This is a genomic window from Laspinema sp. D2d (assembly GCF_025370755.1).
Lineage (GTDB): Bacteria > Cyanobacteriota > Cyanobacteriia > Cyanobacteriales > Laspinemataceae > Laspinema.
Genome location: NZ_JAMXFC010000001.1, coordinates 1 through 14,444, shown reverse-complemented (window position 1 = coordinate 14,444; position 14,444 = coordinate 1). Strand labels below are relative to the sequence as shown.

Sequence of the window (14,444 nt, the reverse complement as noted above, 5' to 3'; positions counted from 1 at the left end):
TTAGTTCGATGATCCTGGGATTAATATTCAATCCCGGGCTGGGCTTTAACACCTTGTTCCCGAAACGGATGCTTGATCAAAGTCATTTCCGTTACTAAGTCAGCACGTTCGATCAGGGGTGCGGGTGCGCCTCTGCCGGTGAGGATGACATGAGACGCCTCGGGCTTTTGCTCTAAACCCGCCAGGACTTCCTCAACAGGCAGATAACCCAGCTTAAGTGCGACATTAATTTCATCAAGCAGGACCAGTTTATAGTCGGGGTTAGTGATAAAACTTAAAGCTTTTTCCCAAGCTTGACGGGCTTTTTGAATGTCCCGATCGCGGTCCTGGGTTTCCCAGGTGAATCCTTCTCCCATTGCGTGGAATTCCAGGCGATCGCTAAAGTGGCTTAAAATTTCCTTTTCTGCGGGTTCCCAAGCGCCTTTGATAAACTGGACGATCGCCACCCGAAATCCATGTCCGAGCGATCGCAACACCATCCCTAACGCCGCCGTAGTTTTTCCCTTGCCATTTCCGGTATTCACCACGATTAATCCCTTCTCAACCGAAGCAAGGGCCACCCGTTGTTCTTGGACCTCTTTGCGCCGCTGCATCTTTTGTTGATACTGACTGTCGCTGAGTGAGGATGAGAGGCGATCGCCCCCAGTCTCTCCTCCCGATAAATTTTCCCCTGACACTAAATCAGCATTGCTTTCCATACCTGGTTCCTCCCTTGACTACCCCTCTTGCAGAATTCAGGAAACTCCCTCACGGGGTCACTCACCCCGACAAACGCTCCTCATTCATTAAAATGATGCAAGAAGTTTCCTCTCTAGGGTAGATCCCTATGGGGAGATTTCATCGGAAGATTTCTGGTTGAAGCCCCTGAGAGGAGGGTGCTACCGTAGCATTCTCTAATTTCTGAGAGAGCAGGATGGAGAAATGACGTTGAGTTTTTCTAAGATTAAGAATAGGTTAAAGGATGTAACTTAAAAAATAAGCAGGTTAAATGGGGGTCAGAGGTTTAGACCTCCCTCCCCAGATAACCCCTCACCAACGGCCCAGAAAAACACCCACCTGGATCCGCTTGGGTCAAAGCTGCTAATTGTTGATTCCGGAGGAAGCTATGACAGACAAATCGGATTTTCTCTATCCGCGCAGTCGATACTATGGTAAGTTTTCACCTGAAAACTTAGCCTTTGATGCAAATTTACAGGAATTTGCTCAAAAAGTGAACTACATCTGTGGTTTGGAAACCGGCGGCAAAATCTCCCCGGATCAAGCCTACGAAGACATTAAGGGACTCTGGAAACAGCTTAAAAAATCTAAAAAAGAGCTAGGGATCGGAGAACCGCCGATCCAACCAGAGTAAGACGGCCTGAGTGAAACAGCGGAATTGAGAATTAAAACGTTAAAGAATTAAAGATGATTAATGATTAACTATTAATTCTTAATTCAGGTTTCCCTGACCCTGACTTGGGCAGGCATGGAGTACCCAAACCCGATAAACTGACTTCATCCGTTTGAAGGGGTGATTGATTGTCCATGTTGCCGGTTAAACAAGCAGAAGAAGTCATCTTAGGGTTAGTGCAACCAATGGATCCGCTTGAGGATCACGAACAGGTCGAGTTGTTATCCGCCCGGGGGCGAGTTTTGGCAGAATCCGTGGAGGGAAGCTTAGATTTTCCCCATTGGGATAACTCTGCGATGGATGGATATGCAGTGCGTTATGAAGATGTCGCCGAAGTTCGTAGCGATCGCCCCGTCCAATTGGAAATCATCGAAGAAATTCCTGCCGGGAAACCCCCTCAAAAAACGATTGATAAGGGACAAGCGGCCCGAATTTTCACCGGGTCCATGATGCCACCGGGTGCGGATACGGTGACAATTCAGGAAGAAACCCAACGCCAAGGCGATCGCGTGGCAATCTTATCCGCCCCCTCGCAACGGGGAGAATGGGTGCGTTATCAAGGTTCCTTTTACCAATCTGGAACTCCCCTGTTATCCCCCGGAATCGTCCTGAGTGCGCCAGATATTGCCATTCTTGCCACAGCACAAATTACCCAAGTGCCAGTGTACCGCCGTTGTAAAGTCGCTATCTTATCCACGGGGGATGAGTTAGTTGCTCCGGGCCAACCTTTACAACCCGGACAACTGGTAGACTCTAATCAATATGCTTTAGCCGCTGCCGTCACTGCCGCCGGGGGGGAACCCTTGCTGATGGGAATTGTGGGCGATCAACCCGAGGCCCTGCAACAGGCGATCGCCAAAGCGTTAGCAACTGCCGATATGGTCCTCTCTACAGGCGGCGTCTCCGTGGGCGACTATGATTATGTTGAACAAATTCTGAGCCAATTAAGCGGCAAAATCCACATCAAAGCAGTAGCGATTAAACCCGGGAAACCCTTAACCGTTGCCAGTTTTCCTCGGAAAGATTCCACCTCTTCTGTCCTCTATTTTGGTTTGCCAGGAAATCCAGTTTCCGCCTTAGTCACCTTCTGGCGCTTCGTACAACCGGCGATGCGGAAGTTCTCGGGGTGGAAGCAGGGATGGGAACCCCAGTTTTTAACGGCGCGATCGCAGCAAGAATTACGCGGAGGAGGACCCCGAGAAATCTATTTATGGGGGAAAATCCACTGCATTGATGGCACTTACCAATTTGAATTAGCCGGTGGCAGTCACAGTTCAGGAAATTTGATTAATCTCGCCCAAACCACTGCCTTAGCGGTGATTCCTGTCGGAATTGCCACCCTTGCACCCGGTGACCCTATCCAAGTGCTGGCGATCGACCATTAATGCGGTTTGGAATAGCGACAACCGGCGGGGGTTCAAATTCCCGCCTCATCGCTTTAGTTTGTCGTAACGACTTGAGTCGTTCCCCCCAGCCAGAAAAACCCCGATCGCCCTATTCCTCATATTCATAAACCCGAGGGCGTACTTTAACCGGCGTGCGCTTTTTCAAGGGAGGAACTGCTAGAGGTTCCATTCCTACCCCAAGCTGTTTACCCGGTTCGATCGCTTGGAGTCCATCGAGAACTGCATCGCGAACCAGAGATTCAGTTTCCCGAGACAACATCAGGCGAAAATAGTCAGCGATCGCCCGTCGTTCCGCAAGGGGGGTCATGGGTAGAGATTTAGTAATTTGGCGAACCGCAATCAGACGCTTGAGGGGGTCTGAATCGGTCAAATTCATCACCCTGGCATTCAGATGAGTTGCCTCAGAACTCACTTGATGATTTAGCCCTTGCCAGAGGAGTAAAATTAAAGTTGCGAAAGTCATGATTCCCTGGGCGATCGCTGCGGTTGCTAACCAGGGACTGGGGGATTCCAGCCAAATCGAGACTGCCATGTAACTTCCCAGGGTAGCAAGTCCTCCGGTCCCCACGGCGATCGCCACCTGACGGTTTGCACCGCCAAGAGACTGATTCAAGCGCGATCGCACCTGATGCCAATTCCATCCCTGGATCATGTAAGTCGCCAACATGACCAGGACCCCGGCCCCTGTTGCGACTAAGAGTTTCCAGTTCCAAATCAGCAAGGCGATCGTCACTGTCCCCCCGAACAGCCAAGTGCCGCTTAAGCGGATTCGCATCGGTGAGCCAGTTTTGTCAACAAAGCCCTGCTTCAGTAGAGGGGACGCCCTCCATAACTCGTTGACCCATTGTTGCCACTGCGATAACCCCTTTGCCACGTTATTTTACCTATTTCGTCTGAGTCACAGAAACAAGATGGATATAGTTTACGCTCATACGGCGTTTCTGGGAATATCTTTGGATAGAGATTCGCCAGATTGATGACATTGGGGGGATGGGGGAATCGGTTGCCTATTTAATCGGATGGAGGAAAAGAAGGGGGTAGAGCCTCTGATTGGAGGATGATGAGGCAGAGCCTGGGAACGCGTAAAAAGTTGATTAAGATATTGAATTGTCGGATTTGTACACTTTTTTAGGGACAAATATCTCATTTTTCCCCTTTTTGCAACCGGGTTTTGTATTATAGGATAATCTAAATCTACAAGATACAATATGAATTAATTAAAGTTTTAAAAAATAGTTAGAACCAAATAAATTCAGGAATTAAAATATCCAGCACTGCCCGCTAAGTTTTTGGTTTTGGTTGCTGCAAGTTTTTCTGTTATATTAGCGCCTTTCATTCAGGTTGAGAACCTTACTATATATGAGAATAAAAGGCGCTAAAGAACTGAAGTTTATAGAATTTTCCTGACTAAATAGCAAAGGAAAACTCCGCTAAGGTAAGATGACCATCAAAGGCATAAAACGTGACTCGATGAATGTTTGGAACATTGAGAATGAGTTCAGTATTGGGAGGGATTAAAGAGGGGGAACCAGCTAAATTGGGTCCTAGGGTTTCAACTTCGGCTATTTGTTCGCCTTGTTCATTGTATGCACAAAGAACAGTGCGCCGGGAACTGGTTACGAGGCTATTGACAAGGTGAACGGGTTGGAGAAAGGTGACTTCGATCGCCCCGCTTTTGGGTGCACCCATGATGACAATGCGCCCTGATTTGCTGGGAAAAGCTGGATTAGAAGGGGCCAGCGCGATCGCATTGCTGAAAATGACACCTTGATTCTCAAATTGACGTTCTACGACTTCAAAACAGTTTAAGGTTTCTAAATCTAAAATGATCGGCCCGAGTTCCGGTTCAACTAGACTTAACTCGACAGTTTCAGCGGCTAAATTATCGGCAAAGGAGGCTAAGGTGGGAACTTGATTAAACTTGATCACCGAGTCCAGATTCCGCTTTTTGGGGAAATCACGGCTATCGGAATTAAATTGCTCTACCATTACTGCACGTTGACGCATCATCATGATCGGTCCCTATTAAAGTTACTTCTGGCTAATTCAGATGAACCCACCCTTAAGTGTTTGAACTCAACGGGGGCGATCGTCGCACCCCATTCGGTCATATCCCGGCAATAACGCCCTTGCATCACTCCACAAGGGACTCCATCACCTGTTGAGTTGCCACCGGGGGTTTTCCCCGGTTGGTAAAGATGTTCACCCCAGAAATATTCTTTCGGGAAAAATTAACCCCTATTTCCCAAACCGATCGCATGAGCCAAAACCACACCCTATATCCGGCTTGACTGGATAGCCCCATCCAGTCATCGGTCATCAGATTGGGTTACCGACAGTCCCGAGCAAGCATGAGGGGTGACACCCCACACTGTAAATTATGTCTGATCGCGGCGATTTTAACAGTACCCTGGGAAAATTATATCGAGACCTAAAACGCCTCCCAAATCCTTTCAGCAGAGGCGTTTTAACCGGCTATAGCCGGATTTAAGCGGATCCGGAACTTTATGGAAACTTTATAAAATTAGATTAGGCTTGATAAATCCTTTGCATTGGCAACCCGTTTTCCGAAAGATGGCTCAGGAGAGAGGGCCTGAGAGTGTAAAGCTCGATCGCCTCGGAACGGTGGAGATTGTAGAGTCCCAATGAAAGAATCATCATTTTGATATCAGGAGGTAAATTGATGTTTATACCCCCCGGTTTTGACCAGGGTTCAATTGTGACCTCCCTGGGTCGCATGGTTTACTATACGAATCGCCCAGAGTTTTGGCAGGGTGGACCCTCGGAAAGGGGCGATCGCCCCACCCAACCGACCTTACTCTTCCTGCACGGATTTGGTGGGGGGTCTTCTGCTTATGAGTGGTCGAAAGTCTATCCCGCATTTGCCCGAGACTACCGGATTCTCGCCCCAGATTTAATCGGATGGGGACGTTCGGAACATCCTGAACGCAATTATCAAATTGAAGACTATCTGAGTACCCTCACCCAGTTTATCGAAGAGACTTGTCCTGAACCTGTGGTAGCGATCGCCTCTTCCCTGACGGCTGCCTTCACCATTCGAGTGGCGATCGCCCATCCCGAATTCTTCAAAAGCTTAATTTTAACCACCCCCTCGGGACTCTCCGACTTTGGGGAAAATTACAGTAGCAGCTTTTTCGCCCAACTGGTGAAAACTCCCATCCTAGACCAACTGTTGTATCGGACGGGAATTGCCACAGAACCTGGAATTCGCGGTTTCCTGCAAAGCCGACAATTTGCCAATCCGGACTTAATTTATCCAGAAATCGTTCAAGCGTACCTACAGTCGGCCCTAGAACCCAATGGGGAATATGCGGCCCTGTCCTTCGTACGCGGGGACCTCTGCTTTGATTTATCCCGGGATATCCCCCAACTGACCACTCCCACCGCCTTTATTTGGGGACGCGAGTCCCAATTTACTGGACCCGAACTCGGCAAGCGTCTCGCCAGTCTCAACCCGTCGGCGATTCGGCAGTTCATCCAGCTTGAAACCGTGGGATTAACGCCCCAATTGGAAGTTCCTGCGGTCACTATTGGTCTAATCCGTAGATTTTTGCTGGAACTCACTGAGCGATCGCCAGAATTTGCCCGGACTTAAGACATCAGTTTGAGATCCCCAAATTAAGAAACCGGGTTTCTTGCCCAGATTTTTGACAGATTGCCAAAAATGGGATGAAGAAACCCGGTTTTCTTTTCTTGACTCTCAGGACAAGGCATTACATTTGGAAACGCTTCTAAAATTGAGGCGATCGCAGCTTAGGGAATCCGCACGTCAATTACACTGGCATTAAAGTTATAAGTAGTGCCTTCCAGTTCCATCGGCGTGCCGATTTTGACTTTGCTATTGCCGAGAACTGGACCATCCTCAGTAATTTTGGCATTTCCCTTCAAGGTCATCAGCAAATTAGCGCTAAATGATTCTTCTTGCCTAGGGTCGGGTAATGCCTTAACAGAACCATCGGGTTGGGGAACGGCTAGGGTTCGGGTGAGAAGTTCTACGGATTTGACGTCAACTTGACCATAAGGCTGATTGCGGATAATCACATTCGTTTTGCCCTTTTCTTGAAATTCCCGAAGTAGGGCTTCCGGGTCCCGCACACTCAGTCCCCGAACGATCAAGTCAACCTCAACAGGTTTCGTGGTTACCCCACCAATTTGGGCAACAGAACCGGAAGTACCGGGAAAGAAAAAGATGCCGATGATTACCAGGAGAATGACCAAGGCAGCACCCAGGTCAAGAATGCTGATTTTGCCAAATAAGCGGCCTTGGCGATCCAAAATCTTCATAAAATCAAGTCGTCCTACTTTAGCGAGACAGAACTGAGGGGTGAACTATTTTCCCTTTTCAAGGGTTTGAGCTATCTGTGATCCATCCACCGAACAGAAAGATGGGGATAGGTGGATATCTGCTGTCAGATTATCATAAGAGTTAGAAGTCTAGAGCAGTCCTCCAGAGCTTGGGGAAGGGGTGCAAGGTTGAAACCCTTATCGTGTGAGCATCTTGCTCACTTAAGTTGTTACTACTAATTTGAGACGGCTGGCTTAGTGGGGATAAGAATGCGATCGCCGCCGTTACCGGAAAATTTGCAGTATCAAGGGCGCAAAACCTGCGCCCTTGGAGATTACGGGCGACAAGTAGCCTTATGGAAGTGGGGAATGGAGATCACACTTAAATCCGTGGCATCCCGGCGATCGCCCTGGAGTTGGTGTGGGAGTACAAACAGGGCCGCTTGGGTAGTTTTGGAACTATTTTTAGCGGCATTCAGGATAGATTCAGCGAGTTTGTCCCGGGCCGAATAGGGAATGGATTGATTCGGACTCGCGTTGGAACAACCGGCTGGATCTAATGGTTGCATGAGGGCCGGTAGCGAAAAAAAGAATAAAAATAGGCTAACCCTGCCTAAAAACTGGAGGTGCATCCCTGTTCTCCTAACTCATTGGGTAGGCATGGACGCTATACGGATCCTCATGTACAAAGTCGGGATGAATCAATCGAAAATTTTTAGGCAGGGCGATCGCCACTTCGGCGATCTTGATGGCAATGAATCAGTGTTGAAGTTGGCGTAGACTTAGGGTTTAAATCGCTTGGACTAACACCTGATCTCCTTCTATTTTGACTAAATAGGGCGGGAGATTTTCTTCAGCAGGACCTTTGAGAAGCGTGCCATCAGGAGAATATTCGGTCCCATGACAAGGACAGATGTACTTACGTTCTCCACCGTTCCAATCTACCAGACAGCCTTGATGAGTACAAGTCGGATTTACGGCATAAAGGAGTTCAGAATCTTCTGGATTGCGCGTTACAGAAATGGCTCCATTTTTAAAATTTTCATTCAGAATTTGACCCTCAGCCTCTAATTGAGCGACTGTTCCGACTGCCTCAAATTTCCCTGGCGTAGTCGATACTTCTGCTCTGGATTCGCCCGAGGTGGTACAGGCAGCGATCGCCAGGGGTAAAAAACTGGCAACCCCACCGACACCAACCCAGCTTAAAAACTCTCGACGCTTCATAGGCTTAACTCGTGAAGAGATAAAGAATATTTCTATAATAGACCGCTTGACAAAATCTACCCAGGGCCTTTTTTTCTAAAGGAGGGTTGTGGGGATCACGATTTCTGGCGATCGCTTTTGTCCAACGGACTTGATATGATTTGACTATTCTGGCGCTTTGGGGGGAAAGCTCATGGAACGCTTAATTTCTCTGTTGGGATTAATTACATTTGTCGGGATATCTTATGCGTTTTCGGTCAACCGACAAGCCATCCGGTGGCGAACGGTCCTCTGGGGAATTGGGTTGCAACTGTTCTTTGCGCTGTTTATTCTCAGGACAACACCGGGTTTCGCCCTCTTTAAGTTTTTAGGCGATCGCGTCAATGATTTTCTGAATTTTGCCGATGTCGGAGCGGTTTTTGTCTTTGGCGAAAACTTCAAAGAACATTTTTTTGCCTTTAAAATTTTACCTACTATCATCTTTTTTTCCGCCTGCATTACCCTCCTTTATCACTACGGAATTTTACAGCGGGTTGTCCAGGGTATTGCTTGGGTGATGATGCGAACCATGAAAACTTCTGGTGCCGAATCCCTCTCTTCTGCGGCGAATATTTTTGTAGGACAAGTGGAAGCCCCGCTGCTGATTAAACCCTATCTTGCTGACATGACAAATTCCGAACTTCATGCGGTGATGACCGGAGGATTTGCCACCATTGCTGGAGGGGTATTAGCCGCCTATATTTCTTTCGGAATTCCGGTGGAACATTTGTTATCCGCTTCGGTGATGTCTGCACCGGCCTCTTTGGCCGTTTCTAAGTTATTGTATCCGGAAACTGAAAAATCTTCCACCGCCGGTCACATCGAAATCAACCGCGAAAGTCCTTATGTCAATGCCATTGATGCCATAACGTCCGGAGCCATTGAAGGGTTAAAATTAGCCTTAAATGTAGCAGCGATGTTGATTGCTTTTTTAGGATTGGTCGCCTTGTTAAATGCGGGATTGGGCTGGATGGGCAGTTGGGTGGGATTTCCTTCCCTGTCTTTTGAGTTGATTTTATCCTATTTAATGGCCCCCATTGCTTGGTTGATGGGAGTTCCTTGGGCTGATTTGGAAGCGGTAGCAATGCTGTTGGGGAAAAAGACAATTTTGAATGAGTTTATTGCCTATTTGGATTTAAAACAATTGATTGAAAATCAGGCAATTTCTCCCCGTGCGGTGGTGATTGCAACTTATGCCTTATGTGGCTTTTCTAACTTGGGTTCGATCGCCATTCAAATTGGTGGCATCAGCGCGATCGCCCCCAATCGCCAAGGGGATTTAGCCCGCTTAGGAGTTAGGGCAATGTTCGCCGGTTCCATCGCCTGTTTTATGACCGCTTGTATCGCTGGACTGTTGTTATAAGTCCGGCTGTTCAATTGATGAGGATACGAGCATCTTATTCACTTCAATCCTAGCGAGCAAGCGGCTTGCATTCCAAAACAAGCCTCCTGCGATCGCCCGTGGTAAAACCAGGGGTGGAATGGGAAGGACGGAAAGGAAGGCACAGGATTAGACCGAGAATCCAACCCCATTCGATTTACAATGAGAGAGACTAGGGCATCGGTACAGGATGAGATTCCCGGGACAAGAACCCGGGGTTTTGGCCTAATTTGAGGGCAAATCCCGCAGAAACGGAGTGAACAAATCCGGTTTGTCTTCCCGTTACTGTACCGACTTGCCGAGACAGAAGAACCGATGATTCTGTCGAACCTTCAAGCGTAAAAATAAACCCGTTGATAATTGAGAGATTAATGCCTGAACTACCCAAAGATTTAGATGAGGCGATCGCCCAAGCAAAAATAGCCACCAAAGCTGCCCTAGAGGATGGATACCGGCTGGTACAAGTCGAAATCGGGATCCCGGAACTGAAAGTTCAACCGATCGCCGAAGAATTTCTCCCCATATTTGAGGACTTGTTTGGCGATCGCTTTAAAGTGTACTTTCCCGATGCGGGGGCCGCTGCCTTAGCCCGTCGAGATTGGGGAGAAAGGCCCTATATCATTCGCGGATTGAGTGAACCCAAGGGACAAATCCAACCGGAAGACGAAGGATTTCTCTTTGTGGAACCTTCTGCGGTGGAAGTCAATACCCTAGAGAAAATGTGCGAACAAGCGGGCGATCGCCCCACGGTGATCCTCCTGCCGAAGTTGGAAAATGTCGCCATTATTGGCATTGGTTTAGCCGGAAGACAACTTAGGGAACGATTTCTCTCCACCATTGAAACCTGCTACCACATCCAACCGAAAGAAGGATATGCTGTCTTTCGCTGCTATCCCAGTCCCTGGCAAGTCTGGCTAGAAAAGGGCGACACCTACGAACTTATTTCAGAAACTGCCGCCAAACCCGTCGGGGATGACTTAGAACGATTAATTACCCAAGCGACAGGAACTGCTGAAGAATCCACAGAGGAAGGCAGCAATACGCCCTTAACTGCCCCCAAAAAACCCGGCTTAATGACCAATATGAAGCGCTTTTTACGGGCATTAAGTCAATAAGCTGGGAATCAGGGAATAATAGGAACATGACTCCAGTGCGTCCGAGTCTTCAGTTGGCATAGGGACGGACTGGCGTCGTTTTCTTTAACCCCTAGCAGGAATAGCCCAGCTTGTTTACCCAGGCAACTCATGAGCAAAATTAACTACCGACGCATTGCGATCGGGGATGTCCACGGTCATTATGAGGCACTCGTCAAACTCCTAGAGGCGATCGGTCCCACCGCAGACGATCGCCTCTACTTCCTTGGGGACTTAATCGATCGCGGTCCCGATAGTGCCTCCGTGGTTAAATTAGTCCGGGATAACAAATTTACTTGCCTCCTTGGTAACCATGAACATCTTCTCATCAACGCCTGCGGCAATGGTAAAGTGAACCAAGCTGCACTCCAAGCTTGGCGCTACAGTGGGGGACAAAATACCTTAACCAGCTATCCCAAACTCTACTCCCATCCCAGCGAAGCCCTGTTAGAAGATGTCGCCTGGATGCAAACCCTTCCCCTCTACCTCGATTTGGGCGACGCCTGGTTAGTTCATGCCGGGGTTCATCCCGATCTTCCCATTCACGATCAAGGGGCGGAAGACTTTTGCTGGATCCGCGCACCCTTCCACAATATCCGTAAGCCTTATTTTCCCAATAAACTCATCGTCGTCGGCCATACTATCACCTTTACCTTTAAAGGGATCAAACCCGGACAACTCGCCAAAGGGAACGGCTGGCTGGATATTGACACGGGGGCTTATCATCCCATGAGTGGCTGGTTATCCGCCTTCGACCTCACCCATCGCCAAGTTTACCAAATCAACCTCTTCAAAGGCAAAGTGCGAAAATTGTCTCTACAAGAGGCAGTAGTTTCCATTCACTCCAAGCAAGGGGCTGTTTGTCCCTAGCCCTCACCCTTTGACCCCTTCCCGTTTTAAAATAAAGCAACCCATGAATGGATGCCACAACAAGCAGGACAAGAAACCGGGTTTCTAACCTTACTGTATCAACACCCTGCCGGGACTGCTATATCTAGTCTTCCCATCCCTTCATTGCTGCTGTAATAGACTCTCAATTGTTTGAAAAAATGACGCAACCCAATATCTATTTTGTCTGCTATCCAGACACTAACGTACCGATTGGCGGGGTGAAAATGCTCTATCGGCACGTTGATGTTTTAAATAAACATGGATTTTCTGCGTTTATTGTCCATGATGATGAAGGCTTTCGATGCGATTGGTTTGAAAATCAAACCCAAATTGCTTATCTTCCTAAAATTAAACTCAAAGCTGATGACTTTTTCGTAATGCCGGAAACAGCAACCCCCAAAAGTGGTAATCTATTACCGGGCCTCCGCAAAGTCATTTACAATCAAGGTTGCTATAATACTTTTAATGAATATTCTTTCGACAAATATAACTTAGAAACCCCTTATCAATCTCCCGATGTGGTCGCGGTCCTCGTTGCCTCCGAAAATAGTTTAAATTATTTACAGTATGTCTTTCCTCAAACCCGACTCTTTCGGATTCATCATTCTATTGATACCGACCTGTTTTACTATCATCCCATTAAGAAAAAACAAATCTGCTGGATGGACCGAAAAATGCAACGAGATGCTAAACAGGTGATTAATATTTTAAAATTTAGAAATGCTTTAAATGGATTTGACCTCATTCCTATTGAAAAAAAACCTCAAAAAGAAGTTGCCCAAATTTTTCGAGAGTCTTTAATCTTTTTGAGCTTTTGTTATTCAGAGGGGTTCTCCTTACCCCCCGCTGAAGCAATGGCTTCGGGCTGTTTAGCTGTCGGGTATCATGGATGGGGCGGGAAGGAATATTTTTTACCCGATTTTTCGTTTCCCGTAGAAAGTGGGGATATTATTGAATTTGCTCATACCGTGGAAAAGCTAATTGGAATTTATAATACCCAACCCCAGCTTTTAATGGAAAAGCATAAAAAAGCAGCAGATTTTATCCATAAAAATTATTCTTCAGAACAAGAAGAACGGGATATTTTTACCGCTTGGCGAGAGATTATTAAGCTCAAAAAGGGATAAGCTGTTGAGTCTTGAAAGGGGAGACTATTATGGAGTATTCCTCATTGGGAAAAGGGGAGGTTTTTGCTACCAGAAATCATCCTAAATGCGGGGGGTACAGACTGGATTGATTAGATCTCTTGCCAAACATGGCGATCGCCTATGACTGGGGTCTCTGGCATCACAACAGGTTAGGGAATCTAATTTTCAGGCATTAGCGATCGCCTCTCATCAACCTAACGGGGAGTTCATGAAACTCACAGATTCTCTCCCATTCCATCCCTCTATACACATGGTTTTTGTTCTATTCCATTCTCTCCCTTAAAATTATACCCTAAAACAATGAGCAAACGGTCTAGGCCCAATATGTGGTCGCAATTAAATAATTATAAACTCTTACGCTACTTGCTCTTATTAACTTTAGCTTGGGCAATTATTCAAGTATTCGGATACTTTCAAACCGTTATTGTGATTTTTATTTTTGCGGCTATTTTAGCATTTTTGCTGCATTACCCCGTGAAATGGATTCAACGATGGTTTCCCCATAATATTGCCGTAATTTTAGTCTTTTTAGCCAGTCTCCTCCTGTTCGGGGGACTTACCATTACCCTAGGGGTTGCCGTCTTATCCCAAGCTCAAGAATTGCTGGAACAATCTCCTGAACTCTTACAGGGTCTTTTGGATGTATTAGACTACATTCAAGAAGTCTTAGCTCGTCGAAATTTAGAGTTGGATTTAACAGCCATTGAAGACCGTCTGAGAGAGGAAGCTTTGGCAGGAATAGGGGTGGGATTAATGACAATTCAAAAGATATTAATTAACTTTGTAGATTTAATTTTAATCACAGTGGTAGCATTTTTTATGCTTTTAGATGGCCCACAAGTATGGAATTTGTTTCTCAAGGTTTTTCCCTCTCATTGGCGAAGTGATATTACTCTGGCTATTCAAAAAAATTTTCTAGGATTCTTTTGGGGCCGGTTAATTTTATCCATATTTTTTGCCGTGTCTTGTTTTGTGTTGTTTGTCATTTTTGATATTCCTTATGCTTTAATTTTGGCAGCAGTCGGAGGGTTTTTTGATTTAATTCCCGGAATTGGGGCAACATTAGGAATTAGTTTAATTTGCCTGGTTTTATTACCTCAAGGAATTTGGCTCTGTCTTAAGGTTTTGGTAACTTGTATTCTGCTTCAGCAGGTTGAAGAAAATTTACTGATGCCCCGAATTATGAAGAATTCTATCAATATTAATCCGGTTATTATGTTTTTGGCTTTATTAATTGGGGCGAGGGTTGCAGGAATAATGGGAATATTTTTAGCGATTCCCCTGAGTGGAGTGTTAATTAGCTTGGGGGGAATTGATGAAATGAAAGGAGATAAATAAGGTTAAAATTAAGTAAAATCCCGGCTTTTAGTAGAAAAAACCGGGTTATAATACCCGGTTAATCTGAATTACAAGATAAGTGTTCTAGTTTGGAGAATAACCGTCCATCGCTTCAGGAAGTACAGATATTTAGACTTACGGTTCGCTCATTTTTGACCCTACTCCCTGAGATGGGAAACCATAACAGAAGGCTCACTGGAAGTGGAAGGG

At 46.6% G+C, this 14,444-nt stretch carries 15 protein-coding genes; 8 read left to right on the top strand and 7 right to left on the bottom strand.

The window, feature by feature from the left end:
- Positions 1-20 precede the first annotated feature (20 nt).
- On the bottom strand, positions 21-698 hold the full coding sequence (gene cobO, locus NG796_RS00075) for a cob(I)yrinic acid a,c-diamide adenosyltransferase (protein ID WP_261203874.1): 678 nt from the start codon (positions 696-698) through the stop codon (positions 21-23).
- A gap of 407 nt (positions 699-1,105) precedes the next feature.
- Between cobO and NG796_RS00070 the strand changes: the two genes are divergently transcribed.
- Complete coding sequence (locus NG796_RS00070) at positions 1,106-1,351, top strand: hypothetical protein (protein ID WP_261197026.1); 246 nt, start codon at positions 1,106-1,108, stop codon at positions 1,349-1,351.
- Between the two features lie 173 nt (positions 1,352-1,524).
- Positions 1,525-2,775 carry a gephyrin-like molybdotransferase Glp gene (gene glp, locus NG796_RS00065; RefSeq protein WP_261203873.1) on the top strand — a complete coding sequence of 417 codons (1,251 nt, stop codon included), beginning with the start codon at positions 1,525-1,527 and terminating at the stop codon, positions 2,773-2,775.
- Positions 2,776-2,884: 109 nt separating this feature from the next.
- Here glp and NG796_RS00060 read toward each other — a convergent pair whose 3' ends face one another.
- The 3 genes from NG796_RS00060 to NG796_RS00050 all read right to left on the bottom strand — a co-directional run bounded on the left by NG796_RS00060 (position 2,885) and on the right by NG796_RS00050 (position 5,116).
- The gene (locus NG796_RS00060) at positions 2,885-3,670 is read right to left on the bottom strand and encodes a hypothetical protein (RefSeq protein WP_261203872.1); all 786 of its coding nucleotides are present in this window, start codon (positions 3,668-3,670) and stop codon (positions 2,885-2,887) included.
- A 533-nt stretch (positions 3,671-4,203) separates the two neighbouring features.
- Complete coding sequence (locus NG796_RS00055) at positions 4,204-4,809, bottom strand: hypothetical protein (protein ID WP_261203871.1); 606 nt, start codon at positions 4,807-4,809, stop codon at positions 4,204-4,206.
- Between the two features lie 121 nt (positions 4,810-4,930).
- Positions 4,931-5,116 carry a hypothetical protein gene (locus NG796_RS00050; protein WP_261203870.1) on the bottom strand — a complete coding sequence of 62 codons (186 nt, stop codon included), beginning with the start codon at positions 5,114-5,116 and terminating at the stop codon, positions 4,931-4,933.
- A gap of 363 nt (positions 5,117-5,479) precedes the next feature.
- On the opposite strand from NG796_RS00050, the gene NG796_RS00045 reads away from it, so the two are divergent.
- Positions 5,480-6,412 (top strand): alpha/beta fold hydrolase, encoded by a 933-nt coding sequence (locus NG796_RS00045; RefSeq protein WP_261203869.1) that lies wholly within the window; start codon positions 5,480-5,482, stop codon positions 6,410-6,412.
- 158 nt (positions 6,413-6,570) lie between these two features.
- On the opposite strand, the gene NG796_RS00040 is transcribed toward NG796_RS00045, so the two are convergent.
- The 3 genes from NG796_RS00040 to NG796_RS00030 all read right to left on the bottom strand — a co-directional run bounded on the left by NG796_RS00040 (position 6,571) and on the right by NG796_RS00030 (position 8,325).
- The gene (locus NG796_RS00040) at positions 6,571-7,101 is read right to left on the bottom strand and encodes a DUF4330 domain-containing protein (RefSeq protein WP_261203868.1); all 531 of its coding nucleotides are present in this window, start codon (positions 7,099-7,101) and stop codon (positions 6,571-6,573) included.
- Between the two features lie 335 nt (positions 7,102-7,436).
- Positions 7,437-7,670 carry a hypothetical protein gene (locus NG796_RS00035; RefSeq protein WP_261203867.1) on the bottom strand — a complete coding sequence of 78 codons (234 nt, stop codon included), beginning with the start codon at positions 7,668-7,670 and terminating at the stop codon, positions 7,437-7,439.
- Positions 7,671-7,890: 220 nt separating this feature from the next.
- The gene (locus tag NG796_RS00030) at positions 7,891-8,325 is read right to left on the bottom strand and encodes a ubiquinol-cytochrome c reductase iron-sulfur subunit (RefSeq protein WP_261203866.1); all 435 of its coding nucleotides are present in this window, start codon (positions 8,323-8,325) and stop codon (positions 7,891-7,893) included.
- 172 nt (positions 8,326-8,497) lie between these two features.
- On the opposite strand from NG796_RS00030, the gene NG796_RS00025 reads away from it, so the two are divergent.
- The 5 genes from NG796_RS00025 (at position 8,498) to NG796_RS00005 (ending at position 14,234) form a co-directional block, all read left to right on the top strand.
- A complete protein-coding gene (locus tag NG796_RS00025) occupies positions 8,498-9,706 on the top strand; it encodes a NupC/NupG family nucleoside CNT transporter (protein WP_261203865.1) in 1,209 nt (402 codons plus the stop codon).
- Positions 9,707-10,095: 389 nt separating this feature from the next.
- Positions 10,096-10,839, top strand: coding sequence for a DUF1995 family protein (locus NG796_RS00020; protein WP_261203864.1), 744 nt, complete (start codon positions 10,096-10,098; stop codon positions 10,837-10,839).
- A 129-nt stretch (positions 10,840-10,968) separates the two neighbouring features.
- A complete protein-coding gene (locus tag NG796_RS00015; protein WP_261203863.1) occupies positions 10,969-11,727 on the top strand; it encodes a metallophosphoesterase family protein in 759 nt (252 codons plus the stop codon).
- Between the two features lie 179 nt (positions 11,728-11,906).
- Positions 11,907-12,875: a glycosyltransferase gene (locus NG796_RS00010; RefSeq protein ID WP_261203862.1), complete on the top strand. Its 969-nt coding sequence runs from the start codon at positions 11,907-11,909 to the stop codon at positions 12,873-12,875.
- 345 nt (positions 12,876-13,220) lie between these two features.
- Positions 13,221-14,234 carry an AI-2E family transporter gene (locus NG796_RS00005; RefSeq protein WP_261203861.1) on the top strand — a complete coding sequence of 338 codons (1,014 nt, stop codon included), beginning with the start codon at positions 13,221-13,223 and terminating at the stop codon, positions 14,232-14,234.
- Positions 14,235-14,444 lie beyond the last annotated feature (210 nt).

Excerpts from the sequence above, each read along its gene's own strand:
- NG796_RS00040 (WP_261203868.1), bottom strand. The coding sequence starts at position 7,101 with ATGAAGATTTTGGATCGCCAAGGCCGCTTATTTGGCAAAATCAGCATT.
- NG796_RS00045 (WP_261203869.1), top strand. The coding sequence starts at position 5,480 with ATGTTTATACCCCCCGGTTTTGACCAGGGTTCAATTGTGACCTCCCTG.
- glp (WP_261203873.1), top strand. The coding sequence starts at position 1,525 with ATGTTGCCGGTTAAACAAGCAGAAGAAGTCATCTTAGGGTTAGTGCAA.
- NG796_RS00005 (WP_261203861.1), top strand. The coding sequence starts at position 13,221 with ATGTGGTCGCAATTAAATAATTATAAACTCTTACGCTACTTGCTCTTA.
- NG796_RS00025 (WP_261203865.1), top strand. The coding sequence starts at position 8,498 with ATGGAACGCTTAATTTCTCTGTTGGGATTAATTACATTTGTCGGGATA.
- NG796_RS00015 (WP_261203863.1), top strand. The coding sequence starts at position 10,969 with ATGAGCAAAATTAACTACCGACGCATTGCGATCGGGGATGTCCACGGT.
- NG796_RS00055 (WP_261203871.1), bottom strand. The coding sequence starts at position 4,809 with ATGATGATGCGTCAACGTGCAGTAATGGTAGAGCAATTTAATTCCGAT.
- NG796_RS00050 (WP_261203870.1), bottom strand. The coding sequence starts at position 5,116 with ATGACCGATGACTGGATGGGGCTATCCAGTCAAGCCGGATATAGGGTG.
- NG796_RS00020 (WP_261203864.1), top strand. The coding sequence starts at position 10,096 with ATGCCTGAACTACCCAAAGATTTAGATGAGGCGATCGCCCAAGCAAAA.
- NG796_RS00010 (WP_261203862.1), top strand. The coding sequence starts at position 11,907 with ATGACGCAACCCAATATCTATTTTGTCTGCTATCCAGACACTAACGTA.
- NG796_RS00030 (WP_261203866.1), bottom strand. The coding sequence starts at position 8,325 with ATGAAGCGTCGAGAGTTTTTAAGCTGGGTTGGTGTCGGTGGGGTTGCC.
- cobO (WP_261203874.1), bottom strand. The coding sequence starts at position 698 with ATGGAAAGCAATGCTGATTTAGTGTCAGGGGAAAATTTATCGGGAGGA.
- NG796_RS00035 (WP_261203867.1), bottom strand. The coding sequence starts at position 7,670 with ATGCAACCATTAGATCCAGCCGGTTGTTCCAACGCGAGTCCGAATCAA.
- NG796_RS00070 (WP_261197026.1), top strand. The coding sequence starts at position 1,106 with ATGACAGACAAATCGGATTTTCTCTATCCGCGCAGTCGATACTATGGT.